The sequence below is a fragment of the Cellulomonas sp. H30R-01 genome (assembly GCF_010119915.1).
In the GTDB taxonomy this organism is placed as follows: domain Bacteria; phylum Actinomycetota; class Actinomycetes; order Actinomycetales; family Cellulomonadaceae; genus Cellulomonas; species Cellulomonas algicola.
The window spans coordinates 619005-644345 of the sequence record NZ_CP048210.1; the positions used below are offsets into that span (position 1 = coordinate 619005).

At 75.3% G+C, this 25341-nt stretch carries 26 protein-coding genes; 16 read left to right on the top strand and 10 right to left on the bottom strand.

The features are described 5' to 3' along the window. Positions 1 to 68 precede the first annotated feature (68 nt). Positions 69 to 1004 (bottom strand): aldose 1-epimerase family protein, encoded by a 936-nt coding sequence (locus GXP71_RS02730; protein ID WP_162351400.1) that lies wholly within the window; start codon positions 1002 to 1004, stop codon positions 69 to 71. 182 nt (positions 1005 to 1186) lie between these two features. Between GXP71_RS02730 and GXP71_RS02735 the strand changes: the two genes are divergently transcribed. From GXP71_RS02735 to GXP71_RS02775, 9 genes are all read left to right on the top strand, one after another. Further along, positions 1187 to 1945, top strand: a complete 759-nt coding sequence (locus tag GXP71_RS02735) for an SDR family oxidoreductase (RefSeq protein ID WP_162351401.1) — start codon at positions 1187 to 1189, stop codon at positions 1943 to 1945. A 4-nt stretch (positions 1946 to 1949) separates the two neighbouring features. After that, complete coding sequence (locus GXP71_RS02740; RefSeq protein WP_162351402.1) at positions 1950 to 2537, top strand: TetR/AcrR family transcriptional regulator; 588 nt, start codon at positions 1950 to 1952, stop codon at positions 2535 to 2537. 3 nt (positions 2538 to 2540) lie between these two features. Next, positions 2541 to 3518, top strand: a complete 978-nt coding sequence (locus GXP71_RS02745; protein ID WP_162351403.1) for an NADPH:quinone oxidoreductase family protein — start codon at positions 2541 to 2543, stop codon at positions 3516 to 3518. A 71-nt stretch (positions 3519 to 3589) separates the two neighbouring features. Then, positions 3590 to 4321: an SDR family NAD(P)-dependent oxidoreductase gene (locus GXP71_RS02750; protein WP_162351404.1), complete on the top strand. Its 732-nt coding sequence runs from the start codon at positions 3590 to 3592 to the stop codon at positions 4319 to 4321. 115 nt (positions 4322 to 4436) lie between these two features. Continuing rightward, positions 4437 to 5306, top strand: a complete 870-nt coding sequence (locus GXP71_RS02755) for an ABC transporter ATP-binding protein (RefSeq protein WP_238402573.1) — start codon at positions 4437 to 4439, stop codon at positions 5304 to 5306. Then, on the top strand, positions 5303 to 6019 hold the full coding sequence (locus GXP71_RS02760; RefSeq protein WP_162351405.1) for an ABC transporter ATP-binding protein: 717 nt from the start codon (positions 5303 to 5305) through the stop codon (positions 6017 to 6019). Before GXP71_RS02755 ends, GXP71_RS02760 begins: the two co-directional genes overlap by 4 nt. Further along, positions 6020 to 6892, top strand: a complete 873-nt coding sequence (locus GXP71_RS02765) for a branched-chain amino acid ABC transporter permease (RefSeq protein ID WP_162351406.1) — start codon at positions 6020 to 6022, stop codon at positions 6890 to 6892. It abuts the gene before it with no gap. After that, positions 6889 to 8034: a branched-chain amino acid ABC transporter permease gene (locus GXP71_RS02770; RefSeq protein ID WP_162351407.1), complete on the top strand. Its 1146-nt coding sequence runs from the start codon at positions 6889 to 6891 to the stop codon at positions 8032 to 8034. Before GXP71_RS02765 ends, GXP71_RS02770 begins: the two co-directional genes overlap by 4 nt. Before the next feature lies 1 nt (position 8035). Then, positions 8036 to 9304, top strand: a complete 1269-nt coding sequence (locus GXP71_RS02775; RefSeq protein WP_162351408.1) for an ABC transporter substrate-binding protein — start codon at positions 8036 to 8038, stop codon at positions 9302 to 9304. 7 nt (positions 9305 to 9311) lie between these two features. Here GXP71_RS02775 and GXP71_RS02780 read toward each other — a convergent pair whose 3' ends face one another. The 3 genes from GXP71_RS02780 to GXP71_RS02790 are packed head-to-tail and all read right to left on the bottom strand — an operon-like array spanning position 9312 to position 13290. After that, positions 9312 to 10898: a long-chain fatty acid--CoA ligase gene (locus GXP71_RS02780; protein WP_162351409.1), complete on the bottom strand. Its 1587-nt coding sequence runs from the start codon at positions 10896 to 10898 to the stop codon at positions 9312 to 9314. Then, complete coding sequence (locus GXP71_RS02785) at positions 10895 to 12160, bottom strand: acyl-CoA dehydrogenase family protein (RefSeq protein ID WP_162351410.1); 1266 nt, start codon at positions 12158 to 12160, stop codon at positions 10895 to 10897. Before GXP71_RS02785 ends, GXP71_RS02780 begins: the two co-directional genes overlap by 4 nt. Beyond that, complete coding sequence (locus tag GXP71_RS02790; RefSeq protein ID WP_238402575.1) at positions 12160 to 13290, bottom strand: phosphotransferase family protein; 1131 nt, start codon at positions 13288 to 13290, stop codon at positions 12160 to 12162. The genes GXP71_RS02785 and GXP71_RS02790 overlap by 1 nt, the downstream gene beginning before the upstream one ends. A 114-nt stretch (positions 13291 to 13404) precedes the next feature. Between GXP71_RS02790 and GXP71_RS02795 the strand changes: the two genes are divergently transcribed. Then, positions 13405 to 14004: a YdeI family protein gene (locus GXP71_RS02795; RefSeq protein ID WP_162351412.1), complete on the top strand. Its 600-nt coding sequence runs from the start codon at positions 13405 to 13407 to the stop codon at positions 14002 to 14004. Here the strand turns inward: GXP71_RS02795 and GXP71_RS02800 are convergent. Then, a complete protein-coding gene (locus tag GXP71_RS02800; protein ID WP_162351413.1) occupies positions 14001 to 14429 on the bottom strand; it encodes a thioesterase family protein in 429 nt (142 codons plus the stop codon). The two genes, GXP71_RS02795 and GXP71_RS02800, sit on opposite strands and share 4 nt — an antisense overlap. Beyond that, positions 14426 to 15130 carry a QsdR family transcriptional regulator gene (locus tag GXP71_RS02805; RefSeq protein ID WP_124343387.1) on the bottom strand — a complete coding sequence of 235 codons (705 nt, stop codon included), beginning with the start codon at positions 15128 to 15130 and terminating at the stop codon, positions 14426 to 14428. The genes GXP71_RS02800 and GXP71_RS02805 overlap by 4 nt, the downstream gene beginning before the upstream one ends. Positions 15131 to 15219: 89 nt before the next feature. Here GXP71_RS02805 and GXP71_RS02810 point away from each other — a divergent pair, with 89 nt between their 5' ends. Next, positions 15220 to 16416 (top strand): acyl-CoA dehydrogenase family protein, encoded by a 1197-nt coding sequence (locus GXP71_RS02810; RefSeq protein WP_162351414.1) that lies wholly within the window; start codon positions 15220 to 15222, stop codon positions 16414 to 16416. Between the two features lie 81 nt (positions 16417 to 16497). Beyond that, complete coding sequence (locus GXP71_RS02815; RefSeq protein WP_162351415.1) at positions 16498 to 17721, top strand: acetyl-CoA C-acetyltransferase; 1224 nt, start codon at positions 16498 to 16500, stop codon at positions 17719 to 17721. A gap of 127 nt (positions 17722 to 17848) precedes the next feature. On the opposite strand, the gene GXP71_RS02820 is transcribed toward GXP71_RS02815, so the two are convergent. The 3 genes from GXP71_RS02820 to GXP71_RS02830 are packed head-to-tail and all read right to left on the bottom strand — an operon-like array spanning position 17849 to position 20171. Next, positions 17849 to 18304, bottom strand: a complete 456-nt coding sequence (locus tag GXP71_RS02820) for a MaoC family dehydratase (protein ID WP_162351416.1) — start codon at positions 18302 to 18304, stop codon at positions 17849 to 17851. Next, positions 18301 to 19056 carry a 3-oxoacyl-ACP reductase FabG gene (fabG, locus tag GXP71_RS02825; protein ID WP_162351417.1) on the bottom strand — a complete coding sequence of 252 codons (756 nt, stop codon included), beginning with the start codon at positions 19054 to 19056 and terminating at the stop codon, positions 18301 to 18303. Before fabG ends, GXP71_RS02820 begins: the two co-directional genes overlap by 4 nt. Continuing rightward, complete coding sequence (locus GXP71_RS02830) at positions 19053 to 20171, bottom strand: alcohol dehydrogenase catalytic domain-containing protein (protein ID WP_162351418.1); 1119 nt, start codon at positions 20169 to 20171, stop codon at positions 19053 to 19055. The genes fabG and GXP71_RS02830 overlap by 4 nt, the downstream gene beginning before the upstream one ends. A 186-nt stretch (positions 20172 to 20357) precedes the next feature. Here GXP71_RS02830 and GXP71_RS02835 point away from each other — a divergent pair, with 186 nt between their 5' ends. Continuing rightward, positions 20358 to 21182: an alpha/beta fold hydrolase gene (locus tag GXP71_RS02835; protein ID WP_162351419.1), complete on the top strand. Its 825-nt coding sequence runs from the start codon at positions 20358 to 20360 to the stop codon at positions 21180 to 21182. Between the two features lie 24 nt (positions 21183 to 21206). Here GXP71_RS02835 and GXP71_RS02840 read toward each other — a convergent pair whose 3' ends face one another. Further along, a complete protein-coding gene (locus GXP71_RS02840; protein ID WP_162351420.1) occupies positions 21207 to 21974 on the bottom strand; it encodes a glycoside hydrolase family 16 protein in 768 nt (255 codons plus the stop codon). A 119-nt stretch (positions 21975 to 22093) separates the two neighbouring features. On the opposite strand from GXP71_RS02840, the gene GXP71_RS02845 reads away from it, so the two are divergent. The 3 genes from GXP71_RS02845 (at position 22094) to GXP71_RS02855 (ending at position 25281) form a co-directional block, all read left to right on the top strand. After that, entirely contained in the window at positions 22094 to 23320 is a 1227-nt protein-coding gene (locus GXP71_RS02845) for a CpaF family protein (RefSeq protein WP_162351421.1), read from the top strand. 168 nt (positions 23321 to 23488) lie between these two features. Then, positions 23489 to 24349 (top strand): type II secretion system F family protein, encoded by an 861-nt coding sequence (locus GXP71_RS02850; protein WP_162351422.1) that lies wholly within the window; start codon positions 23489 to 23491, stop codon positions 24347 to 24349. Continuing rightward, the gene (locus tag GXP71_RS02855; RefSeq protein WP_162351423.1) at positions 24346 to 25281 is read left to right on the top strand and encodes a type II secretion system F family protein; all 936 of its coding nucleotides are present in this window, start codon (positions 24346 to 24348) and stop codon (positions 25279 to 25281) included. Before GXP71_RS02850 ends, GXP71_RS02855 begins: the two co-directional genes overlap by 4 nt. Positions 25282 to 25341: the final 60 nt, after the last annotated feature.

A 25341-nucleotide genomic window follows, 5' to 3' on the forward strand; every position in this document is an offset into this window, starting at 1 on the left:
GCTCCGCCGTCCCGACGCGACGAGGGCGCCCGGGCAGGGAGCCCGGGCGCCCTCGACGGCGGCTGCTGTCAGAGCAGGCGCAGACCCCACGCGACGCGGTGGCTCGCACCCGGCTCGAGCCGGACCAGGTCCGTGCCCGTGCGGAACGCGTCGGCGACGCACGTCATCGGCTCGGCGGCGACGCCGCGGCGGTCGAGGCGCGGGATCCCGTCACCCGTGCAGACCTGCCACGCGACGAAGCTGTCGTCGGCCCACATCGCGACCGTCCGGCCGTCGGGGCGGCCCAGGCGGATCCACGACAGGCCCGCGTCGTCGCGCGTCACGCCGACCCACGCGTCGTCGAGCTCCACTCCGCGCAGCGGGACGGGGGTGCGCAGGTCGAACGTGCCGCTCACCGGCTCGGTGCCGGTCGGGAGCAGCCGGTCGTCCACGGTGACGTGCACGTCGGCGTCGACCTGCAGGGTGCACTCGTCGACGGTCGCGTCCCCAGGGGACAGCCAGGGGTGGAAGCCGATGCCGTAGGGGGCGTCCGTCGCGTCGACGTTGGTCGCGGTCACCTCGATGCGCAGGCCCTCGTCGTCGAGGGTGTAGGCGACCGCGAGGTGCACGGACCACGGGTAGCCGGGCGTCGGGACGACCGTGTGCTCGAGGACGAGCCGGTCGTCGGTGTGCTCGCTCGCGGTGAACGCGACGTAGGCGACCAGGCCGTGCAGGGCGGTCCGGCGGGCGTGCTCGGTCACGGGCACCTCGTAGGCGGTGCCGTCGAACACGTACTCGCCGTCCGTGAGCCGGTTGGGCCAGGGCGCGAGGACCGCGCCGGAGAACGCGGGGGCCGACTCGGTCTCGGCGAACGGCAGGACGACGTCGACGCCACCGATGGTGTACTCGCGCAGGCTGGCGCCGACGGCGGCGACCACCACGCGGGCGTCGCCGCGGGTGAGGGTGTGCTGGGTGCCCGTGGGCAGCGCGCGCGCGGGCCGGTGGGGAGCGGTGCTCGTGTTCACGCTCACACGGTAGTGGTCGGCGGGCCGGGTCCTGCGCGTCGTGGCCGGAAGCGCCTCGCCGTGGGGTGGTGTCGTGTACTGTCGCGACATACCGAACGGTCGGTTTCACGCGGGCCCCGCATGTCGACAGCCCGCGTGGCGGTCGGACCGGGCGTTCCGGCGGGCCGCGGCGAGAGGACGTGATGAACAGGTTCGAGGGCAGGGTCGCCCTGGTGACCGGTGCGAGCCGGGGCATCGGCCTCGCGGTCGCGCAGCGGCTCGCGGACGAGGGCGCGCGCGTCGTCCTGACCGGCCGGCGTGCGGAGACGCTCGACGAGGCGGTCGCCGCGATCGGGCCCGAGCGTGCCGTCGGCGTCGCCGGGAAGGTCGACGACCCGGAGCACCGGGCCGTCGCGGTCGCCACGGCCGTCGACCGGTTCGGCCGGCTCGACCACCTCGTCAACAACGCCGGCATCAACCCCGTCTACGGCCCGCTGCTCGACATCGAGCGCTCCGCGGTCGACAAGATCCTCGCCGTCAACGTCGTCGCCGCCCTCGAGTGGACGCGGGACGCGGTCGCCGCCGGGCTCGGCGCGCACGACGGCGCGTCGGTCGTGTGCACGGGCTCGGCCGCAGGGCTGACGTCGAGCCCCGGCATCGCGCTGTACGGCGTGTCCAAGGCCGCGCTGCTCAACCTCACCGCGCAGCTCGCTGTCGAGCTCGCGCCACGCGTGCGGGTCAACGCCGTCGCTCCCGCGGTCGTCCGCACGCAGCTGGCGCGCCGCCTGTACGAGGACGACGAGGCGGCCGTCGCGGCGCGGTACCCGCTCGCGCGGATCGGGGAGCCGGAGGACGTCGCCGGGCCGGTCGCGTTCCTGCTGTCCGGTGACGCCGCCTGGGTGACGGGGCAGACGCTCGTGCTCGACGGTGGCGTCAGCGTGCGCCCGTGGGGGGAAGGATGACCGCATGAAGCAGACCAGCGTGGCCGACGACGTCCTGCGGGCCGCACTCGGGCTGTTCGCGGCCCAGGGGTACGCGAACACCTCCGTGCAGCAGGTCGTCGACGCGGCGGGCGTCACCAAGGGCGCCATGTACCACTACTTCCAGTCGAAGGACGACCTGCTCTTCGCCGTCTACGACCGCATGCTCACGCTCCAGACCGACCACCTGGAGGCCATCGCGGCGCGCGACGAGCCGGTCGACGTCCTCCTGCGGGCGGCGTGCGTCGACGTCATCGAGACGTCGATCGACTTCCTGCTGGAGGGCACCGTCTTCTTCCGCAGCGTGCACATGCTGTCCCAGCCGCGTCAGCAGGAGGTCACGCGACGGCGCCGCGCGTACCACGACACGTTCGCGGCGCTGCTGGAGAAGGGCCAGGCCGACGGTCACTACCGGACGGACGTGCCGCGCGGGGTGATCGTCGCGCACTTCTTCGCCGACGTGCACTACCTGCCGACGTGGTTCTCGCCCGACGGGCCCGAGACCAAGGAGCAGGTCGCCGCTCAGCTCACCGAGCTGTTCCTCGCGGGCATCGCCGCCCGTCCGGAGGGCTGAACCGTGCGGGCGTGGCACGTGGAGCGGTACGGCGAGCCCGTCGACGTGCTGCGCCTCGCGGAGGTGCCCGCCCCCGCGCCGGGTCCCGGGCAGGTGCTCGTGGGCGTGCGCGCGGTCGCGGTGAACTTCCCCGACGTGCTGCTCGCGCGCGGGCAGTACCAGGAGCGCCCGCCGCTGCCGTTCGTGCCCGGCATCGAGCTGTGCGGTGACGTGCTCGCCGTCGGCGACGGCGTCGAGCACGTGGCCGTCGGCGACCGCGTCGTCGGGTCGCGGATCGGGGTGCTCGCCGAGCGTGCGGTGCTCGACGCGCACGAGGTCTGGCCCGCCCCCGCCGGGCTGTCGGACGAGCAGGCCGCCGGGTTCGTCATCGCCTACCAGACTGCGTGGTTCGCGCTGCACCGGCGGGCCGGGCTGCGGCGCGGCGAGACCGTGCTCGTGACCGCCGCCGCGGGCGGCGTCGGGACCGCCACCGTGCAGCTCGCCGCGGCCGCGGGGGCACGGGTCGTCGGCGTCGTCGGGTCCGAGGCGAAGGCCGCGGTCGCGCGGGACGCCGGCGCGCACGTCGTGGTGGACCGGTCCGCGCAGGACGTCGTGGCGGCGGTGCGGGAGGCGACCGGCGGCGCGGGGGTCGACGTGGTCGTCGACCCCGTCGGCGGTGACGCGTACGAGGCGGCGACGCGGTGCGTGGCGTTCGAGGGCCGGATCGTGGTCGTCGGCTTCGCGAGCGGCACGATCCAGGACGCGCGTGCGAGCCACGCGCTCGTGAAGAACTACGGCGTGCTCGGCCTGCACTGGGCGCTCTACGCGCGGCGCCGGCCCGACCTGGTCCGGCTCGCCCACCGGGCGCTCACGGGCCTCGTCGAGCAGGGCGCGGTGCGCCCCGTGGTGAGCGAGGTCGTGCCGTTCGAACGGGCCCCGGAGGCGGTCGCCCGGCTCGCGGGCGGCGGGACGACCGGGCGGCTCGTCGTGCGCGTCGCCTGACCCGCCCAGCCGGGCCGACGCGGCCGCCGCGTCCCGGGCCGACACCGCACCGACGACCTTCGGAGGACCGCATGGCCAGGCTCGACGGATCGGTGGCGCTGGTGAGCGGGGGTGCCCGCGGGCTCGGCGCGGCGTACGTGCGCGCGCTGCACGCGGCGGGGGCTGCTGTCGTCGTCGGCGACGTGCTGGTCGACGAGGCGGAGCGCCTCGCGGCCGACCTGGGCCCGGGGGCGCTCGCGGTGCCGCTCGACGTGACGTCGGAGGACTCGTGGGCCGCGGCGGTCGAGGCGGCGGCGGCGTTCGGTGTCGTCGACGTGCTCGTCAACAACGCGGGGATCGCGAACGCCGGGCGGCTCGAGCGGTACGGCAAGGACCAGTGGGACGCGGTGATCGCGGTCAACCTCACGGGCACGTTCCTCGGTGCGCGGGCGGTGGTGCCGGGCATGCGCGCCGCCGGGCGGGGCTCGATCGTCAACATCTCGTCGGTCGAGGGCATGCGGGGCGACGCCGGGCTGCACGGGTACGTGGCGTCGAAGTTCGGGGTGCGCGGCCTGACGAAGTCGCTCGCGGTCGAGCTGGGCCCCGCGGGGATCCGCGTCAACTCCGTGCACCCGGGCTTCGTGGTGACGCCCATGACCGAGCGCCTCGACGCGTCCCGCCAGCGCATCCCGCTCGGGCGCACGGCGACACCGGACGACGTCGTGGGGGCGGTGCTGTTCCTCGTGTCGACGGACTCCGCGTACGTGACCGGCACCGAGCTCGTGGTGGACGGCGGCATGATCGCCGGCGTGCCGCACGCCTGAGCCCCGTGGGCACCACGTCCGCAGGTCACACGTCGGTCACAGCCCATACCGGCTGGTCGGTTTCTGTTGTACCGTCGGCGCATCGCGTCACGACGAGGTGCACGGGAGGTCGACCGTGAGTCTGCGCAGCCCGACAGCCGGACCGCCCGCCGCGAGGGCGGCCACGACCGGTCCGCGCCTCGTCGTGCGGGGCCTCACCGTCCGCTTCGGAGGCCTCACCGCCGTCGAGGACGTCGACCTCGACGTGGCCGGCGGCGAGGTCGTCGCGCTCATCGGCCCCAACGGCGCGGGCAAGACCACGGTCTTCAACGCCGTCTGCGGTCTCGTGCGACCGGCCCGCGGCACCGTGACCTTCGAGGGCCGCCCGCTCGGCCCCACCGCACGCCTCGCGGGCCGCGGCGTCGCCCGCACCCTCCAGGGTCTCGGGCTGTTCCCGGGCCTGAGCGTGCGGGAGAACGTCGCCGTCGGCGTGCCGGGTGGTGCGGTCGACGCCGACGCGCGCGCCGACGCGCAGCTCGCGGACCTCGGGCTCGCCGCGCGGGCGTCGCTGCCCGTCGGCTCGTTGCCGTACGCCCAGCGCGCCGCCGTCGCGCTCGCCCGCGCGCTCGTCGCGCGCCCCCGCCTGCTGCTGCTCGACGAGCCGGCCGGCGGGCTCGGCCCCGAGGACATCGCCGGTCTCGCCGACGTCGTCCGGCGCGTCGCCGCCGCGGGCACCGGCGTCCTGCTCGTCGAGCACCACGTCGACTTCGTCATGGGCGTGAGCGACCGGGTCGTCGTGCTCGACTTCGGGCACGTCATCGCGACCGGCGCGCCCGAGGACGTCCGGCGGGACCCGCGCGTCGAGGAGGCGTACCTCGGCATCCCCGCGGACGCCGCCGCGTCGGCGGGCCACGACGGGCGCGCACCCGGCGGGACGGGTCACGAAGGGCGCGCACCCGGCGGGACGGGCCACGACGGGCGCGCACCCGGCGGAGGCGCCCGATGACGCCCGCGCTCACCGTCCGCGGCCTCACGACCGGGTACGGCGGCGCGCCCGTGCTGCACGACGTCACGCTCGAGGTCGAGCCCGGTGCGCTCGTCGCGCTCGTGGGCGCCAACGGCGCCGGCAAGACCACGCTGCTCCGGGCCGCGTCGGGGCTCCTGCCGCTCGCGGGCGGCACGGTCGCGCTCGCCGGCGACGACCTGCACGGCGTCGCCGTGGAGGACCGCGCCCGACGCGGGCTCGCGCACGTCCCCGAGGGCCGGGGCGTCGTCGTCGAGCTCACGGTCGACGAGAACCTCCAGCTCGGCGGGCTCACCGCGCACCGCGCCGCGGCGGCCCGGCGTGCCGCGGTCGAGAAGGTGTACGCGCTCTTCCCGTCGCTCGACCGGCGACGCGCCGCGCTCGGGCACCAGCTCTCGGGCGGCGAGCGGCAGATGCTCGCGATCGGCCGCGCGCTCGTCGCGGGACCGCGCGTGCTGCTGCTCGACGAGCCGTCGCTCGGCCTCGCACCGCAGGTCGTCGCGCAGATCATGGCGCTCCTGCGGGCCCGCTGCGACGACGGCCTCGCCGTGCTGCTGGCCGAGCAGAACGTCGCCGCCGCGCTGTCCGTCGCCGACCGTGGCGTCGTGCTCGACCTGGGGCGCGTCGTCGCGTCCCGGCCCGCCCGGGACCTCGCGCACGACGAGGCCCTCCGACATGCCTACCTGGGGTTCTGAGTGGACCGGTTCGTCTTCCTCGTCGGCGGCGGCGTCGCACGCGGCACGGTGCTCGCCCTCTTCGCGCTGTCGCTCGTGCTCATCTGGCGCGCCGCGCGCATCGTCAACTTCGCGGCCGGGGCGATGGCCGTCGTCGCCGCGTACGTCGCGGTCGGGGTCGCGCAGACCACGGGCGGGTGGTGGTGGGGCGCGCTCGCCGGAGTCGTGGCGGGCGGGCTGCTCGGTGCCGCGGTCGAGCGCGGGCTCATGCGGTACGCGACGACGCCGCTGGGCGGCGTGATCCTCGCGATCGGGCTCGTCATGGTCCTGCAGTCCGCGCTCGGGATCGTCGCCGGCCCGCAGCACGTCCCCGTGGCGCCGCCCGTGAGCGACCAGCCGTGGTCCGTCGGCGGGGTGCCTCTCGGGTCGCCGTACGACGTGCTCGTCGTCGCCGTGGCGCTCGGTCTCATGCTCGGCCTGCGGCTGCTGTTCACCCGCACCACGCTCGGGCTGCAGCTGCGCGCGTCCGCCTTCGCGCCCGAGGTCTCCCGGCTGCTCGGCGTGCGGGTCGCCCGCATGCGGACGGTCGCCTGGGCGCTCGCGTCGGCCGTCGCCGCGCTCGCCGCGCTGCTGCTGCTGCCCACCGAGCTCGGTCTGCACCCGCACGCGACCGACGTGCTGTTCGTCCTCGCCTTCACCGTCGCCGTCGTCGGCGGGCTCGACTCCCCGGGCGGGGCGCTCGTCGGCGGGATCGGCGTCGGCGTCCTCATGAGCCTCGTCACCGGGTACCTCGGGGCGGGCGTCACGCCGATCGCGGTGCTCGCGCTGCTCGTCGTCGTCCTGCTGGTCCGGCCGCAGGGCCTCGTCGCCGGGGTCGAGGCGAGGCGCGCATGAGGCTGCTGCCCACCGCCGGCCCGGCGCGCGTCGTCGTCGTCGCGCTGCTCGGCGCGCTCGCGGGCGTCGCCGGGACGTTCCTGCTCGACCCGTACCGCAACTACCAGCTCGCGCTCGTCGCCGCCTACCTGTGCGCGACCGCCGGGCTCACCGTGCTCGTCGGGCTGTCCGGGCAGCTCTCGCTCGGCCACTCCGCCCTCATGGCCGCGGGCGGGTACGGGTACGCGCTCACCGCGTCCGCGCTGGCCGACGCACCGGGCGTCGTGCGCGTCCTCGCCGGTCTTGCCGGGGCCGTCGCGCTGTCCGGGGCGGTCGGGCTGCTCCTGGGGCTCGCCGGTGCACGCCTGCGTGGCCCGTACCTCGCAGGGCTCACGCTCACGCTCGTCGTCGCGCTCCCCGCCGTCGCGTCCACCGTGCCGGGGCTCGGCGGCGACCAGGGGGTGCGCGCCCCGCTCGAACGCGTGCCGGACGCGCTCACGCGGGTCATCGCCCTCGAGCAGTGGCACGCCTGGCTCGCGATCGCCGTCGCCGCCGGCGTCCTCGGCGCGCTCCACGTCCTCGCGCGCGGCCGGACCGGGCTGCGGATGCGCGCCGTCCGCGACGACGCGACCGCCGCGGCCCTCGCCGGGATCGCCCCCGGCCGCACCACGGTGCTCGCGTTCGTCGTCGCGTCCACCGCCGCGGGGCTCGGCGGTGCCGTCCTGGTCCTCGTCACGCAGTCGGTCACGCCTGGCGCGTACGGGCTCGCGACGTCGCTCCTGCTGCTGGTCGCGGTCGTCGTCGGCGGGCTCGGCTCGCTCGCCGGTGCCGCGGTCGGCGCGGTGCTCGTCGTCCTCCTGCCGTGGCTCGTCGCGACCCTCGTCGACGCGCTGCCCGTCCCCGACGACCTCGCGCAGCGGCTCGACGGCAACCTCGCGCTGCTCGTGTTCGGCCTCGCGCTCGTCGTCCTCATGGCCGCCGCCCCGACCGGCGTCGTGGGGTCGTGGCGCACCGCGCGCGCCCGCCGCGTCGCCGCCCGCCGCGCCGCCGGCACCGACGCCGCCCGAGCCGCCGTCGCCCCCGAAGCCCCCGGCCCGACCTCGCCGCCGCGCGAGGACGTCACCGCCGGGTCACCCCTGTCCGGATCCGAAAGCGAGGCCTGACATGCCGCTCCGCACGCGCCCGCGCCCCCTCGCCGTCCTGAGCGCCGGTGCGCTCGCGGCGACGCTCGCGGGGTGCAGCACCCCCGAGCCCAGCCCCGGCGTCACCGACGACACCGTGACCGTCGGCACCCACACGCCGCTGACCGGCCCGGCCGCCGCCGGGTACTCCTCCATCTCGAAGGCCGTCTCGGCGTACTTCGACCACGTCAACGCCCAGGGCGGCATCCACGGGCGGACGATCGAGTACGTCGTCAAGGACGACGGCTACAACCCCGCGACCACCCAGACCGTCGTGCGCGAGCTCGTCCAGGAGGACGGGGTGCTCGCGATCCTCAACGGCCTCGGCACCCCGACGCACGCGTCCGTGCTCGACTACCTCAACGAGAACGAGGTGCCCGACCTGTTCGTCGCGTCGGGCGCGCTGCTGTGGGACGACCCCGAGCAGCACCCGTGGACGTTCGCGTTCAACGTCGACTACACGACCGAGGCCAAGGCGCTCGCGCAGTACGCGCTCGACGAGGGCGGCGAGGACGCCGTGTTCTGCGTGCTCGGGCAGGACGACGACTACGGCGAGGACTTCGTCGCCGGGCTGGAGGCGGTGCTCGGCGCGGACGCGCTCGCCGTGAGCGAGACCTACGCGGTGTCCGACCAGGACGTCACCGCGCAGGTCGGCGCCATGCAGGCGGCGGGCTGCACGCACAACTTCCTCGCGACCGTGAACGGCTTCACCGCCCGGACCGTCGGGACCGCCGCCAAGATGCGCTACCCGGCGCAGTGGCTCGCGTCGTCGTCGGGCGGCGACTACCCGACGCTCGCCGGCTACCTCGGCGAGGACGTCGCCCCCGCGGTGCTCGAGGGGTTCGTCAGCGCCAACTACCTGCCGTTCAGCCCCGACAGCGAGTGGGTCGCGCTGTTCCGGGAGATCAACGAGACGTACAACGCGGGCGAGCCGTTCACCGGCAACACCGTCTACGGCATGTCCGTCGCCTACACGTTCGCGCAGGCCCTCGCCGCGGCGGGGGAGGACCCCACCCGCGAGAGCCTCGTCGAGGCGCTCGAGAGCGGTGACGTCACCGGGAACGGGATCATGCCGCTCGCGTACTCCGCGGACAGCCACCGGTCGTTCGGCGGCGTCGGCATCACCGTCGTGACCGGCGGGGTGCAGGACTACGTCGGGACCGCCTTCACGACCGACGCCGGCGACGGGCCCGTCGAGCCGTACGACGGCGACGCCCCCGCGCCGGAGAACCAGGGCGTGCCGACCACCTGACGCGCCGTCAGGACAGGTCGGCCGGCGCCGGCGCGTACTCGGCCACGAGCTCGCGCTTGAGGATCTTGCCGCTGCCGCCCATGGGGAGCGCCTCGCGCACGTGCACGACGCGCGGGTACTTGTACGCCGCGATGCGGTCCCGCACGTACGCGACGAGCTCGTCGGACGTCGCGGTCGCGCCCGGCTCCAGGACGACGGCGGCGTGCACCTCCTGCCCGCGCACCTCGTCGGGCACGCCGAACACCGCGGCGAGGGCGACCGCGGGGTGCCGCACGAGGGTCGCCTCGACCTCGCTGGGGTACACGTTGTAGCCCGACCGCACGATCATGTCCTTCGTCCGGTCGACGATCGTGAGGACGCCGTCCTCGTCGAGCGTGCCGAGGTCGCCCGTGCGGAACCACCCGTCGACCACGGCCTCGGCCGAGGCCTCCGGGTTGCCGAGGTAGCCCTTGAACAGGTTGTGGCCGCGCACGACGACCTCGCCGAGCTGACCGGTGCCGAGCAGCTCGATCCGGTCGGCCACCCACGGGTCCGCGATCTCCACGTCGACGCCCCACAGCGGACGGCCGACCGTGCCGGGTCGCGGCCGCTCGCCGACCTCGTTGAACGACACGGTGGGCGCGGTCTCCGTCAGGCCGTAGCCCTCGTGCACCGGCGCGCCGAACGTCGCCTCGAACGCTTCCAGCAGCGCGACCGGCAGCGCGGCGCCGCCCGAGACGGCGAACCGCAGGGGCGGCCGGTCGGTCGTGCGCGCCGCCGCCTGGATGAGCCCGACGTACATCGTCGGGACGGCCGTGAAGACCGTCGCGCCGTGCCGCGTCATCGCGGCGAGTGCCTCGTCGGGATCGAACCGGGGGAGCAGCACGACGGCCGCACCGCGACGGAACGCGGTGTTGAGCACCGACGACTGGCCGAACGTGTGGAAGAAGGGCAGGCCGCCGAAGATCACGTCGTCGGCGCGGATGTCGCACGTGTCGAGGAGCGTGACGTGCACCTGCTCGATCAGCGCGAGGTGGCTCGACACCGCGCCCTTCGGCCGCCCCGTCGTCCCGCTCGTGTAGAGGATCGTCGCCGGGTGCAGCGGGTTGACCGACGCGTACGTGCGCAGGGGCGTCGCGGCGGCGGCCTCGTCCTCGAGACGCGGTGCGGGGACGTCGGCACCGTCGGGCACGAGCACGGTGACCGTCGGCACCCGCGCCGCGGCGGCCGCGGGCAGCGACTCGCCCAGCAGCGGCGCCGCGGCGACCAGCAGGCGCGCGCCGCTGTCGCGCAGCACGAACTCGATCTCGCCCGCCTTGAACAGCAGGTGGACCGGCACGACCACCGCCCCGAGCGACAGCACCGCGTAGTAGACGCGCGCGAAGTCGGGGACGTTCGGCACGTGCACCGCGACCCGGTCGCCCGGTCCGACGCCCCGGTCCCGCAGCGCGCCCGCGTACGCGAGCGTCTGCTGCCAGAGCGGCCCGTAGGCGACGGTGCGGTCGCCGACGTGGAACGCGGTGCGGTCGGGGTGGCGGCGGGCGGTCTCGGCGAGGATCGCCGCGACGGACATGGTCCCGTAGCCCTCTCCGTCGAGGGCGGGGTCGGTCGTCATCGGTGGCTCCCTTCGTGCGGTGCGCGGATGCTGGGGTCGGTGGCGGGTTCCGGGGCGGTGCGGGGTCGGAGCTCGGCACGGCCGAGCGCCGCGAGGTGCACCTCGTCGGGGCCGTCGGCCAGGCGCAGGGCGCGCGCGGCGGCGAACATCCCGGCGAGCGGGGTGTCGGCCGACAGCCCCGCGGCGCCGAACAGCTGGATCGCGCGGTCGAGGATCCGCTCGACGGTCGACGGCACGGCGATCTTGATCGCCTGGATCTCCCGCATCGCCGCGCGGTTGCCCACCGTGTCCATGAGCCAGGCCGTCTTGAGCACGAGCAGCCGCAGCGCCTCGACCTCGACCCGGGAGCGCGCGACCCACTCGCGCACGACGCCGCGCTCGGCCAGCGGACCGGCCGACGTGCGGCGCGTCGTGGCCCGGTCGCGCACGAGGTCGAGCGCACGCTCCGCCATGCCGAGGGCGCGCATGCAGTGGTGCACGCGGCCCGGGCCGAGCCGGGCCTGGGCGATCGCGAACCCGTCGCCGGGTCCGCCCAGCAGGGCGTCGGCGGGGACGCGCACGTCGTCCAGCTCGACCTCGGCGTGCCCGCCGTGGTCGCGGTCGTCGTAGCCGAGCACGGTCAGCGGCCGCACGACGCGCACGCCCGGGGCGTCCCGGGGGACCAGGACCATGCTCTGCTGCCGGTGCCGCGGACCGTCGGGGTCCGTGCGACCCATGACGACGAGCAGCGCGGCCTCGGGGTTCATCGCGCCCGTCGACCACCACTTGCGGCCGCTCACGACCCAGTCGGGGCCGTCGCGCCGGATGCTCGTGCGGATCGTCGTCGCGTCCGACGACGCGACGTCGGGCTCGGTCATGCAGAACGCCGACCGGATCCGGGCATCGAGCAGCGGCCGCAGCCAGCGGTCGCGCTGCGCGTCCGTGCCGAACGCGGCGAGCAGCTCCATGTTGCCCGTGTCGGGCGCGGCGCAGTTCATCGAGACGGGGGCGAGCCGCGGGCTGCGGCCGGTGAGCTCGGCGATGGGCGCGTACTGGAGCGTCGTGAGGCCGCCGCCGTGCGGGCCGGGCAGGAAGAGGTTCCACAGGCCCTGCGCGCGGGCCTCGGCCTGGAGGTCGCGCACGACCGGGCGCGTGCCCCAGTCGTCGGGCGTCGCGGCGACCTGCGCGTCGAGCACCGGCTCCGCGGGCAGCACGTGGTCGTCGAGGAACACCTGCGCACGGGCCGTCACGTCCCGCGTGCGGGCGTCGAGGGCGAAGTCCATCAGGCCTCCCCGGCTCGGGTGCGGACCGTGGAGCTGCGTGCCGTGCCCGTGCGGTCGGTGAGCCGGGCGAGGCCCTCGCGGGCGAGCGGCGCCACGAGGTCGCCGACGCGCTCGAACCCCGCACCGACCGTCCCGCCGGCGCGGAACCGCAGGTGCACCCCCTCGAGGATCACGGCGAGCTTGTAGGCCGCGAACGCGCGGTACCAGGCGAGGTCGGGAGGCGGCGCGCCGAGCCGGTCCGCGTAGGCGTCGACGAGCTCGGCGAAGTCCGGGTACCCGGCGGCCGGGTCGACCGCGGTGACGGTGTGGTCGTCGTCCGCGACGCGCGCCAGCTCCCAGTAGAGACCGAGCATGCCGAGGTCGACGGCCGCGTCGCCGAGGGTGGCCATCTCCCAGTCGAGGATGGCGGCGACGTGCGGCGGCCCGGACATCCCGTCCGCGCCCGCGCTCGCCTCGGCCGGCGACCGGGCGACGAGCGCGTTGTCGAGCCGGTAGTCGCCGTGCACGAGCGCGGGCCGCCACGTCGCCGGCACGTCGGCGCGCAGCCGCTCCTGCAGCTCGTCGAGCGCGGGGACGTCGCGCGAGCGTGAGCCGTCGAGCTGCACGCCCCACCGGCGCACCTGCCGGTCGAGGAACCCGTCGGGCCGCCCGAGGTCGGCGAGGCCCACGTCGTGCGGGTCGACGGCGTGCAGCTCCGCGAGCAGCGCGGCGAGCTCCAGGCTCAGGGTGCGCAGGTCGTCGGCGGACCAGCGGGCGTTCTGCTCGGGCGTCGCGAGCGCCTCGCCGTCGACGCGGGCCATGAGGAAGAACGGGGTCCCGGTCCCCGCGGTGCCGTCGGTGTCGTCGACGAGCGCGTACGTCGTCGGGACGGGGACGGGTGTGGGCCCGAGCGCGGACAGGACGCGGTGCTCGCGCGCCATGTCGTGCGCGGTGGCCTGCACGTGGCGCAGGGGCGGTCGGCGCAGCACGAGCGGCACGCGCGCGCCGTCGAGCCGGTAGGTGAGGTTGCTGCGGCCGCCCGCGAGCAGCTCGGCCTGCAGCGGGGTGTCGTCGACGAGGTCGGGGCGGTGCGTGTGCAGCCACGCGTCGAGGCGGGCGACGTCCAGCCCGGGCAGTGTGCGGTCGTGCACGGGCGGCCTCCGCGCGTCGGGCCGGGCGTCGGTGCCCGGCTTCGCCGACAGCATACCGCGCGGTCGGTATGTCGCGCCGAACCCGTCGTCGGTGGGCGGCTCTACGCTGCCGTCATGTCGATGGACCACACCGACGCGGTGCACTTCGAGAGCGGCGCAGCCTTCGAGGCCTGGCTCGTCGAGAACGCCTCGACCGCGACCCACGTCTGGGTGCGGATGGCCAAGAAGGGCAGCGGCGTCGCGTCGGTCGACTGGAACGCGGCCGTCGACGTCGCGCTCTGCTTCGGCTGGATCGACGGCATCGCGCGGCGGCTCGACGACGACTGGTACGTGCAGCGGTTCACCCCGCGCCGTGCGAGGAGCGTCTGGTCGAAGATCAACCGCGACCGCGTCGAGCGGCTCACCGCCGAGGGCCGCATGCGCCCCGCCGGCGTGGCGGAGGTCGACCGGGCCAAGGCGGACGGCCGCTGGGACGCCGCGTACGACGGGCCGGCCACCGCCGTCGTCCCCGACGACCTGGCCGCCGCCCTGGCCGCGCGCGGGCTGACCGACGTGTTCGCCGCCCTGGACGGCCGCAACCGGTTCGCCTTCCTCAACCGCGTGCAGACCGCGGTGCGACCCGAGACCCGCGCCCGGCGGATCGAGCGGCTCACCGACGACCTCGCCCAGGGCAGGACGCCCTACCCGGCCTCGACGACGACGCCGCGCACCTAGTCGGCCGCGTCCCCGGCGGCGGCGACGAGGTCGCGCTCGATCGCCGCGCGGAGGTCGTCCGGCACGGGCGCCGGTCGACGCGTCACGCGGTCGACCCACACGTGCACGAACCGCCCGGTCGCGAGCGGCTCGTCGGTCCCGGGGCGCAGGATGCCGAGCTCCCACGTCACGCTCGTCGTGCCGAGCCGTCCCGCCCGCAGGCCGACCTCCCACGGCTCGGGGAACGACGACGACGCCCGGAACTCGCACGACGACGACACGCACACGGCGATGCGCTCGCCCGCGAGCGGGTCGAGCCCGGCGCCGAGCAGCCAGACGTTGATCGTCGTGTCCATCGCCTCGTAGTAGACGGCGTTGTTGACGTGCCCGTACTGGTCGTTGTCGTTCCAGCGGGTCGCGAACGGCGCGCGGTGCGGGTACGTCATGACGACGCCCCGGGTCGCAGCACGACGTCGAACGCGGCGCGGGCGCGCGCGGCGCTCGGGGTGTCGCCCGAGATGAGGTCGGCGTAGGTGAACGACTCGCTCACGCGCACGAGCACGAACGCGAGGTCGTTCGCGTCGATGGCCCGGTCGAACGGGTGCTCGCCGAGCTCGGCGAGCACGAGCACGCGCACCGTGGCGACGTAGCGCCGGTGGATCTCGCTCTCGTTGGTCGTGAGCAGCCGCAGGGCGCGGGCGGGCTCGCGGCGCAGGAACGCCCGGAAGTAGGGCGCGCGGATGAGGTCGGACGCGAAGCTGGTGAGCACCGCGGCGACGCGGTCGGGGCCGGTGCGACCCGCGGCGGCGTCCTCGGCCTGCTGGAGCGTCGGGACGGCGAGCGACCACAGCACCTCCGACAGGAGCGCGTCGCGGTTGCCGACCCAGCGGAACAGCGAGGTCCGGTCGATGCCGAGGCGGCCGGCGAGGCGGCCCATGTCGATGCGCTCGCCGTCGATGAACTGCTCGCGGGCCATCCGGAACGCACGCACGGCGTCGGGGTGCTCGCCCGACTCGAGGCGCTCCGAGAGCCACGACGGCGCGGCGGTGGTGCCGACCGCGGCGAGCGATCCGGGTCGCGGCGCGCGGTGCGCCGCCGCGGCGGCGCCCGCACCGGGGGCGGAGGGCGGGTCGGTCGGATCCGGCATGCGCCGACTCTAGACCCGGGTGCTCCTCGTGGTGCAACATTCTCGAAGATGTTGCACGCGCCGGTCGACGACGATCAGGGAGACGCACCATGACGACCACCGACACCCCCGTCCACGCCCCGCTCGCCGCCGACTTCTACGGCTTCCAGGAGGCGCTCACCCCCGCCGAGCACGACGCGTCCGCGCGCCTGCGCGACTTCATGGAGCGCGAGGTCCGGCCCATCGCCCTCGACTACTGGGACCGCGCCGAGTTCCCGCACCAGATCGTCCCCGGCCTCGCCGAGTGCGGGATGTTCGGCGCGATGTGGCCCGAGACCTCGCGGTTCGAGAACTCCGCCGTGTGGCGTGGCTGGGCCGCGCTCGAGCTCGCCCGCGTCGACCCGTCGACCGCGACCTTCGTCGGCGTGCAGAGCGGCCTGACGATGAGCTCGATCGCGCTCGGCGGGTCGCCCGAGCAGCGCGCGCAGTGGCTCCCGCCGATGGGCCGCGGCGAGCTCCTGGGCGCGTTCGGCCTGACCGAGCCGCTGTCCGGGTCCGACGCGTCCAAGGGCCTGCGCACGACCGCCGAGCGCCGCGGCGACACCTGGGTGCTCAACGGCGCCAAGCGGTGGATCGGCAACGCCACGTTCGCCGACGTCGTCGTGATCTGGGCCCGCGACACCGCCGACGGCCAGGTCAAGGGCTTCCTCGTCCGCCGCGGCACGCCCGGCTTCACGACGAGCAAGATCGAGCGCAAGCAGGCGCTGCGCATCGTGCAGAACGCGGACATCACGCTCGACGGCGTGGTCGTCGACGAGGCGGACCGGCTGCCGAACATCCACTCGTTCCGCGACGTCGCCGTCGTGCTGCGGCTCACCCGCGCCGAGGTCGCCTGGCAGGCGGTCGGCGTCGCCGTCGGCGCGTTCGAGGCCACGGTCGCCTACGTCGGTCAGCGCGAGCAGTTCGGCCGGCCGCTCGCGTCGTTCCAGCTCGTCCAGGACCGGCTCGCGCAGTGCCTGGGCAACATCACCGCGTCGATCGCGCTGTGCCTGCAGGCGTCACGGATGCAGGACGCGGACCGGCTCGGCGACGAGCACGCCGCGCTCGCCAAGGGCTTCGCGACCTCCCGGATGCGCGAGACCGTCGCGTGGTGCCGCGAGCTGCTCGGCGGCAACGGCATCCAGCTCGACCACGGCGTCGCCAAGTTCTTCGCCGACGCCGAGGCCGTCTACTCGTTCGAGGGCACGCGCGACATGAACAACCTCATCGTCGGCCGCGCCATCACCGGCATCTCGGCGTTCGTCTGAGCCGCCCGCGGCCCCCGCCGCGTCCCGTCCGGCGTCCGCGCCGGGCGACGTCCCGATCCGCACCGCACCAGGAGGTCCGCCGTGCCCGAGGCATTCGTCGTCGCCGCCGCCCGCTCGCCGATCGGCCGCGCGTTCAAGGGGTCGCTCACCGGGCTGCGCGCCGACGACCTCGCCGCTCAGGCCGTCCGCGCCGCGCTCGCGCAGGTGCCCACGCTCGACCCCGGCCTCGTGGAGGACCTCCTCCTGGGCTGCGGGCTGCCGGGCGGCGAGCAGGGGATGAACATGGCCCGCGTCGTCGCCGTGCTGTCCGGGCTCGACGAGACCGCGGGCACGACCGTCAACCGCTACTGCGCCTCGTCCCTGCAGACCACCCGGGCCGCGTTCCACGCGATCAAGGCGGGCGAGGGTGACGTCTTCGTGTCCGCCGGGGTCGAGGTCGTCAGCCGCACCGCGCGCGGCTCGTCCGACCACATCCCCGGCGAGGACGTCACCAACCCGCGGTTCGCCGACGCGGTCGCGCGCACCGCCCGGGCCGCCGCGGGCGGCACGACGTGGCACGACCCGCGCGACGACGGCGGTCTCCCCGACGTCTACGTCGCGATGGGCCAGACCGCCGAGAACGTCGCGCAGCTCACCGGCACCGGGCGCCGCGAGCAGGACGAGTACGCCGCGCTCTCGCAGAACCGCGCCGAGGCCGCGATCGCGTCGGGCTTCTGGGCGCGCGACATCACACCGGTCACGCTGCCCGACGGGACCGTGGTGTCCGCCGACGACGGCCCGCGTCCGGGCGTCACGGTCGAGGCGCTCGCGGGCCTGGCGCCCGTGTTCCGCCCCGACGGGACCGTCACGGCGGGCAACTGCTGCCCGCTCAACGACGGCGCCGCGGCGCTCGTGGTCGTGAGCGACCGGGTCGTGGAACGCCTCGGCCTCACGCCCCTCGGACGCATCGTCTCGACCGGGGTCAGCGCGCTGTCGCCCGAGATCATGGGCCTCGGACCCGTCGAGGCGAGCCGGCGCGCGCTCGACCACGCCGGGCTCACCATCGACCAGATGGACCTCGTCGAGCTCAACGAGGCGTTCGCCGCGCAGGTCCTTCCGTCCGCGAAGGCGATCGGCGTCGACCTCGAGCGGCTCAACGTGCACGGCGGGGCGATCGCCGTCGGCCACCCGTTCGGCATGACGGGCGCGCGGATCACCACGACGCTCCTGCACGGGCTCGCCGCGACCGACGGTCGCTACGGGCTGGAGACCATGTGCGTCGGCGGTGGCCAGGGCATGGCGATGGTCGTGGAGCGCACGTCCTGACGCTCGTGCTCCGGGATGACGTTGGCGCACGTCGCCCGGCGGCCGATCCCCCTGCCCGACGACGACGCCCGCCGCGCGGTCCGCGAGGACCGGCGACGGGCGTCGAGCCGCCGTCGTGCGCGGCGCGTCAGGACGGGACGTAGAGCGCGATCGTCGCCGCGACGAGCGCGGGCCGGTCGGCCCCGTCGACCTCGACGACGACCTCGCTGCCCACCCGGACGCCCTGCGGCGTGACCTCGGCGGACCGGATGGTCGTCGTCGCGCGGACGCTCGACCCCGCGGTGACCGGCGTCAGGAAGCGGACGCGGTCGAGCCCGTAGTTCACGACCGCGGACGTGCCGCCCACGTCGAGCAGTCCCTCGGTCAGCGCGGGGAGGAGCGCGAGCGTGAGGAAGCCGTGCGCGACGGTCGCCCCGAACGGCCCCTGCGCCGCGCGCTGCGGGTCCACGTGGATCCACTGGTGGTCGTCGGTCGCGTCGGCGAACAGGTCGATGCGCCGCTGGTCGACCGTCCGCCAGGGGCCGGTCGCGGTCGTGCCGACGACGGACGCGAGGTCGGCGGGGGAGTCCACGGTGATGGTCATCCGCGCGGCCCTCCGGCGACGTAGAGCACCTGCCCGGACACGAACCCGGCCTCCTCGGACGCGAAGAACGACACCGCGGCGGCGATGTCGTCGGGCTGCCCGACGCGTCGGACGGGGACGGCCTTCGCCTCCGCGGCGAGCAGCTCCTCGAACGGGACGCCGACCCGCTCCGCCACGGCCCGCGTCATCTCGGTCTCGACGAACCCCGGGGCGACCGCGTTCACCGTGACGCCGAACGGTCCGAGCTCGATCGCGAGCGTCTTGGTGAACCCCTGCATGCCGGCCTTCGCGGCCGCGTAGTTCGCCTGTCCGCGGTTGCCGAGCGCCGACGTGCTCGACAGATTGACGACACGACCCCACCGGGCCTGGACCTGGTGCGCCTGCACGGCGCGGCTGACGAGGAACGCACCACGCAGGTGCACGCGCAGCACGTCGTCGAAGTCGGCGGTCGACATCTTGAACAGCAGGTTGTCCCGCAGGATCCCCGCGTTGTTCACGAGCACCGTGGGAGGACCGAGGGTCCGGGCGACGTGCGCGACGGCCTGCGCGACCGCGTCCTCGTCGCCCACGTCGGCGCCGACGGCCAGCGCGTCGCCCCCGTCGGCGCGGATCGCGGCGGCCGTCGTCTCGGCGTCCTCCTCGCGCAGGTCGAGCACGGCGACCCGGTGGCCGTCGCGGGCGAGCCGTCGGGCGGTCGCGGCGCCGATGCCGCGGGCGGCGCCGGTGACGAGGGCGGTTCTGGCGTCGGTCACGTGGGTGTCCTCTCGTCGAACGTGATGAGCTGGCGGAGCTCGCTGCCGGCGGCGAGCCGGTCCATCGCGAGGTCGAGGTCGGTGAGGGCGATGCGCGAGGACACGAGCTCCTCGAGCGGGAGCCGTCCGGCGCGCCACAGGTCGACGTACACCGGGACGTCGCGTGCGGGCACGGAGGAGCCGAGGTAGGAGCCGACGACGGTGCGCGCCTCGGCGGTGAGTGTGAGCGGGCTGACGGACGCGCGGGCGCTCGGGGCGGGCAGCCCGACGGTGACCGTCGTGCCGCCGGGGGCCGTGGCGGCGAGGGCGGTCTCGAACGCGCGTGCCGAGCCCGCGGCCTCCACGACGACGGGCGCCCGGACCTCCGTCGCTGCCAGCTCGCCGGGCTCGACCGCGAGCGTGGCACCGAGGCGACGTGCGGTGGCGAGCTTCTCCGGGCGCGTGTCGACCGCCACGACGTCGTGCCCGAGCGCGAGCGCGACGAGCAGCGCGGCCGTGCCGACACCGCCCAGCCCGACGACCGCGACGGCCTCGCCCGGGCCTGGACGGCCGGCGTTCACGACCGCACCGCCGCCGGTGAGCACCGCGCACCCGAGCAGCGCCGCGACGTCGGGCGGCACGTCGGGGTCGACGCGGACGACCGAGGTCCGGTCCACGACCGCGTGCGTCGCGAACGCCGACACGCCGAGGTGGTGGTGCACGTCCTGCGTGCCGCGGTGCAGGCGGGTCCCGCCGCCCACGAGCGCGCCGGCGACGTTGGCCGCCGTCCCGACGCGGCACGGCAGGCGGCCGTCCGTCGCGCACTCGGGGCACGTGCCGCACCGGGGGAGGAACGTGAGCACCACGCGATCACCCTCCCGCAGGTCGTCCACGCCGTCGCCCCGGGCCTCGACGACGCCCGCCGCCTCGTGGCCCAGGAGCATCGGGGTGGGCCGCACGCGGCTGCCGTCGACCACGGACAGGTCGGAGTGGCACAGGCCGGCCGCCTCGATGCGGACGAGGACCTCGCCGGGGCCGGGCGGGTCCAGGTCGACGGGCCCGACGCTGAAGGGGCGTGACGACGCGAACGGCGCGGGCGCACCCGACCGCTCCAGGACGGCACCGACGACCTGCACGGGCACACCTCCGTCGTCCGGGCCGCGGCGATGCGGGAAACCGACTGGACGGTATGTACCGTAGCGGATCGTGGCGAGGGGGTGGTGCCGGACCGACGACCGGATTTCACGTCCGACCCCTATCGCGGGGGCGTCACCTGCGGCGATGCTGGCCAGGTCATTCCGGACGAATCGGGGGAGGCACGGATGGGCACCATCACCACGACCGACGGCGTCGAGATCTTCTACAAGGACTGGGGTTCGGGACAGCCGATCGTGTTCAGCCACGGCTGGCCGCTGTCGGCCGACGACTGGGACGCGCAGCTCCTGTTCTTCCTCCACGAGGGCTACCGCGTCATCGCGCACGACCGCCGCGGCCACGGCCGCTCGTCGCAGGTCGCCGACGGGCACGACATGGACCACTACGCCGACGACCTCGCGGCGCTCACCGCGCACCTCGACCTGCACGACGCGGTGCACATCGGCCACTCGACCGGTGGCGGCGAGGTCGTCCGCTACCTCGGCCGGCACGGCGAGAGCCGCGTCGCCAAGGCGGTGCTGATCGCGGCCGTGCCGCCGCTCATGGTCCAGACCGACACGAACCCCGGCGGGCTGCCGAAGGCCGTCTTCGACGGGCTCCAGGCCGAGGTCGCCGCGCACCGCTCCGACTTCTACCGCGCCCTGCCGACCGGGCCGTTCTACGGGTACAACCGGCCGGGCGCCGAGCCGTCCGAGGCGGTCATCGCGAACTGGTGGCGGCAGGGCATGCAGGGCAGCGCCAAGGCGCACTACGACGGGATCGTCGCGTTCTCGCAGACGGACTTCACCGACGACCTCAAGACGATCACCGTGCCCGTCCTGGTCCAGCACGGCGACGACGACCAGATCGTGCCCTACGCGAACTCCGGGCCGCTCAGCGCGGAGCTCCTGCAGAACGGCACGCTCAAGACGTACGAGGGCTTCCCGCACGGCATGCCGACGACGCACGCCGACGTCATCAACGCCGACATCCTGGAGTTCATCCGGTCCTGAGCGGGCGCCGTGCGCGGGTGGGCCTCATGCGGTCCACCCGCGCACGTGGTCGACGACCAGCTCCGGCACGGTGTCGTCGCCGGGCGCCGCGCGGTCGGGGAAGTCGAACACGCCGATCATGAGCTGCAGCGGGTAGGTCGGCGGGCCGTCGCACCGGCGCACGACCGTGCCGTCGACGCTGAACGTCGCGTGCTCGTCCGTCCACCGGACCGCGTAGGTGTGCGGCTGCGCCACGTCGATCGCCAGCCGCGGTGCGGCGAAGTCCTCGCGGACGCCGGGGTCGCGGAACGCGTGCAGCCCCATGCCCACCGCCGCGGACTCGGCGGGGACGACGGCGTCGCCGAACACCTCCATCACGCAGATCTCGGCGCACCGCTCCGGGACGTCCTCGAGCCCGACCATCCACAGCGACACCATCGACCGCGGCGACAGGACCGCCCGCGCGCGCATCTCGACGTACCCCGGACCGGGCGTCCACCCGAGCAGGTCGTCCTGCTGCTCACGCACGACGAGGCCCTCGCGGTACGGCTGCTGCCCGTCGGTGCTCCCGACCGGGCCCGAGCGGTTCGCGGACTGCACGGCGGAGACGCGCAGCGGCGGCTCGTGGTCGCCCGCGCACCACAGACCCTGCCCCGGTGGGATGCTCAGCCGCAGGCACGAGTCGCGCACCTCGTACGTCGCGGCGCTCTGCGCGCGCGAGCTCCACGCGGGCAGGTAGTACGGCGACCAGACCGTGCGGTCGAGGGCGTCGCCGTCGAAGTCGTCGTCGAACGTGGTCCGTGCGGCCGGCATGGCGTGATTGTCGCGTCGTCCTGCGCGGTCGTCACCTGTGGACGACGCGCCCGCGGCGGCGCCACGGTGCCCTACCGTCTGACCCGGCCGAGAACGGACGAATCGGGCAGGGGTGCGGCGTGGACGGTGTGATGATCCTCGAGCGCGAGGTCCGCGAGCTCGTGCGCCGACGCGGGATCGACCCCGTGCGCGACCCGAGCGGGGTCGCGACCCTCGTCGCGGACGCCATCGCGGACTACGACGAGCGGTCGCTGCGCGGGGCCGTCCCGCCGCTCGCCGACGCCGCCGCGGCGCACAAGGCGGTCGTCGACGCGGTCGCCGGGCTCGGGCCCCTGCAGAAGTACCTCGACGACCCGGAGGTCGAGGAGATCTGGGTCAACTCGCCCACGCAGGTGTTCGTCGCGCGGCGCGGCGAGCCCGAGCTGACCACGACGATCCTCACCGACAGCCAGGTCCGGGACCTCGTCGAGCAGATGCTCAAGGTGTCCGGCCGTCGCCTCGACCTGTCCAGCCCGTTCGTCGACGCGTCGCTGCCCGGCGGGGAGCGCCTGCACGCCGTGATCCCCGACGTCACGCGGCGGCACTGGGCGGTCAACATCCGCAAGCACGTCGTCCGGGCGGGCACGCTCGACGACCTCGTCGGGCTCGGGTCGCTGACGCCGCACGCCGCCGCGTTCCTGCACGCGTCGGTGCGCGCGGGCCTCAACGTGCTCGTGTCGGGCGCGACGCAGGCCGGCAAGACGACGATGCTGAACGCCCTCGCCGGCGCCATCCCCGCGCGCGAGCGCGTCGTGACGTGCGAGGAGGTCTTCGAGCTGCGGCTCGCCGCGCGCGACTGGGTGGCCATGCAGTGCCGCCAGCCCAGCCTCGAGGGGACCGGCGAGATCCCGCTGCGGCGCCTCGTCAAGGAGGCGCTGCGCATGCGGCCGAGCCGTCTGATCGTGGGCGAGGTGCGCGAGGCGGAGGCGCTCGACCTGCTCATCGCGCTCAACGCGGGCGTGCCGGCGATGTGCACGATCCACGCCAACTCGGCGCGGGAGGCGCTCGTGAAGCTGTGCACGCTGCCGCTGCTCGCGGGGGAGAACGTGTCCGACCGGTTCGTCGTGCCGACCGTCGCGTCGGCCGTCGACCTGGTCGTGCACCTCGACCTCGACGGCGCCGGCCGTCGCGGGGTGCGTGAGGTCGTCGCCGTCCCGGGGCGCGTCGAGCAGGGCGTCGTCGAGACCGCCGACGTCTTCACGTCCCGCGGTGGGCACCTCGTGCGTGCCGACGGCTTCCCTCCGCACCCCGAGCGGTTCGCGCGGCTCGGCGTCGACCTGGCCGCGCTGCTGCGCGCCCGCGGCTGAGGCGTCTGCCCTGTGGACGCGCTCGGCGGTGCGAGAGGACGGTGCCCTAGGTTCGCCGCGAATCGGACCAATCGGGCAGGAGGCCGTGTGGCGAGGGGACGTGAGACGCCGTCGTCCGCGGCTCTCGCCCAGGTCCGGACGTCGGACCCCGGGGTCGGGTGACGCGCGATGGGTGTGGTGGTCGGGCTCCTGCTGGGGGCGGGCCTGGCGTGCATCTGGTGGTCGTGCTGGGCGCCCACCCCGGGTGCCGCGTCCCGCCTCGACGGGTGGAGCGTCCGCACGCAGGACGCGCTGGTCCAGGCGGGCATGCCGGGCGTGACCCCGACGGGGCTCGTCCTCACGAGCGGCGGAGTCGGCGTCGTCGGGCTCCTGCTCGGCTTCGCGCTCACCCGCGTGCCGTCGATGGCACTGTGCCTCGGGGTGTTCCTCGCGCTCGCGCCGTCGGCCGTGGTCCGCGGCCGGGCGCGACGTCGTCGTGCGCGGCTGCGGGCGCTGTGGCCCGAGGTCGTCGACCACCTCGCGTCGGGCATCCGTGCAGGCCTCGCGCTGCCCGAGGCCGTCGCACAGCTCGGCGAGCGCGGGCCGGTCGAGCTGCGCGCCCCGTTCACCGCGTTCGCCGAGGACTACCGCGCGACCGGACGGTTCGGCGAGAGCCTCGACGCGCTCAAGGCGCGCCTCGCGGACCCCGTCGCGGACCGGATCGTCGAGGCGCTGCGGATGACGCGCGACGTCGGCGGGACCGACCTCGGACGGCTGCTGCGGACCCTGTCCACGTTCCTGCGGGAGGATGTCCGCACACGTGGCGAGCTCGAGGCGCGCCAGAGCTGGACCGTCAACGCGGCCCGGCTCGCGGCGGCCGCACCGTGGCTCGTGCTCGGCCTCCTCGCCACGCGCACCGAGGCCGCGCGGGCCTACGACTCGACCGCGGGACTGCTCGTGCTGGGCGCCGGTGCGGCGAGCACCGTCGTCGCGTACACGCTCATGCTGCGCATCGCGCGCCTGCCCGACGACCCGCGGGTGCTGCGATGAACCCGGTGACCGCCGGCGGGGTCGCCGGGCTGCTCGCGAGCGTCGGGGTCCTGCTCGTCGTCGCACGGCTGCGCGCCCGGCGGATCCGGCTCGACCAGCGCCTCGCCCCGTACCTGCGACCGCAGCGGTCGTCCTCCGCGCTGCTGCTGCGCGCACCCGCGTCCGGCGGCGCCGTCGCGACCGTCGAGCGGATCGCCGCACCGCTCATGCAGGACGCCGTCCGCGTGGTGGCACGCGTCGGCTCGCCCGCCGCGGACCTGCGACGACGCCTCGCGCGCGCCGGCAGCGACGAGACCGTCGAGCAGTTCCGCGCCGGACAGGTCGTCTGGGGCGTCCTCGGCGTCGCCTGCGGGCTCGGTCTCGCGCTCGTCCTGGCCGCGACGCGCGGTACGTCGGTCGTGGCCCTCGTCGTGCTCGTGGCCCTGTGCGGCGCGACGGGGGTGCTCGGCCGGGACTGGCTGCTCAGCCGGCAGGTCGCGCAGCGCGAGAGCCGCATGCTGCAGGAGATGCCGACGATCGCGGAGCTGCTCGCGCTCGCGGTCGGCGCGGGGGAGGGCGCGACCGGTGCGCTCGAGCGCGTCGTGCGGAGCACCCGTGGCGAGCTCAGCGTCGAGCTCGAGCGCACGCTCGCGGACGCCCGCGCGGGCGCCCCGCTCACCACGGCGCTCGACGGGCTCGCGGACCGGACCGGGCTGCCGGCGCTCGCGCGGTTCGCCGAGGGTGTCGCGGTCGCGGTTGAGCGCGGCACGCCGCTCGCGGAGGTGCTCCGTGCCCAGGCGCAGGACGTCCGCGAGGAGGTCCGCCGCGACCTCATGGAGACGGGCGGCCGCAAGGAGGTCGCGATGATGGTGCCCGTCGTCTTCCTCATCCTGCCCGTGACCGTCGCGTTCGCCGTGTTCCCGTCCCTGCTCGTCCTGCGGGTCGGCCTGTGACGCCACGACGCCCCGACAACTCCCACGGGTGGTCCGCGCGACCGCCCGCCGACCAGCACC

Bases quoted from the DNA above. Each gene is read 5' to 3' on its own strand.
- GXP71_RS02810 (WP_162351414.1), top strand. From the start codon at position 15,220: ATGACGACCACCGACACCCCCGTCCACGCCCCGCTCGCCGCCGACTTC.
- GXP71_RS02735 (WP_162351401.1), top strand. From the start codon at position 1,187: ATGAACAGGTTCGAGGGCAGGGTCGCCCTGGTGACCGGTGCGAGCCGG.
- GXP71_RS02840 (WP_162351420.1), bottom strand. From the start codon at position 21,974: ATGCCGGCCGCACGGACCACGTTCGACGACGACTTCGACGGCGACGCC.
- GXP71_RS02850 (WP_162351422.1), top strand. From the start codon at position 23,489: ATGGGTGTGGTGGTCGGGCTCCTGCTGGGGGCGGGCCTGGCGTGCATC.
- GXP71_RS02770 (WP_162351407.1), top strand. From the start codon at position 6,889: ATGAGGCTGCTGCCCACCGCCGGCCCGGCGCGCGTCGTCGTCGTCGCG.
- GXP71_RS02795 (WP_162351412.1), top strand. From the start codon at position 13,405: ATGTCGATGGACCACACCGACGCGGTGCACTTCGAGAGCGGCGCAGCC.
- GXP71_RS02750 (WP_162351404.1), top strand. From the start codon at position 3,590: ATGGCCAGGCTCGACGGATCGGTGGCGCTGGTGAGCGGGGGTGCCCGC.
- GXP71_RS02855 (WP_162351423.1), top strand. From the start codon at position 24,346: ATGAACCCGGTGACCGCCGGCGGGGTCGCCGGGCTGCTCGCGAGCGTC.
- GXP71_RS02800 (WP_162351413.1), bottom strand. From the start codon at position 14,429: ATGACGTACCCGCACCGCGCGCCGTTCGCGACCCGCTGGAACGACAAC.
- GXP71_RS02835 (WP_162351419.1), top strand. From the start codon at position 20,358: ATGGGCACCATCACCACGACCGACGGCGTCGAGATCTTCTACAAGGAC.
- GXP71_RS02820 (WP_162351416.1), bottom strand. From the start codon at position 18,304: ATGACCATCACCGTGGACTCCCCCGCCGACCTCGCGTCCGTCGTCGGC.
- GXP71_RS02805 (WP_124343387.1), bottom strand. From the start codon at position 15,130: ATGCCGGATCCGACCGACCCGCCCTCCGCCCCCGGTGCGGGCGCCGCC.
- GXP71_RS02775 (WP_162351408.1), top strand. From the start codon at position 8,036: ATGCCGCTCCGCACGCGCCCGCGCCCCCTCGCCGTCCTGAGCGCCGGT.
- GXP71_RS02780 (WP_162351409.1), bottom strand. From the start codon at position 10,898: ATGACGACCGACCCCGCCCTCGACGGAGAGGGCTACGGGACCATGTCC.
- GXP71_RS02740 (WP_162351402.1), top strand. From the start codon at position 1,950: ATGAAGCAGACCAGCGTGGCCGACGACGTCCTGCGGGCCGCACTCGGG.
- GXP71_RS02785 (WP_162351410.1), bottom strand. From the start codon at position 12,160: ATGGACTTCGCCCTCGACGCCCGCACGCGGGACGTGACGGCCCGTGCG.
- GXP71_RS02760 (WP_162351405.1), top strand. From the start codon at position 5,303: ATGACGCCCGCGCTCACCGTCCGCGGCCTCACGACCGGGTACGGCGGC.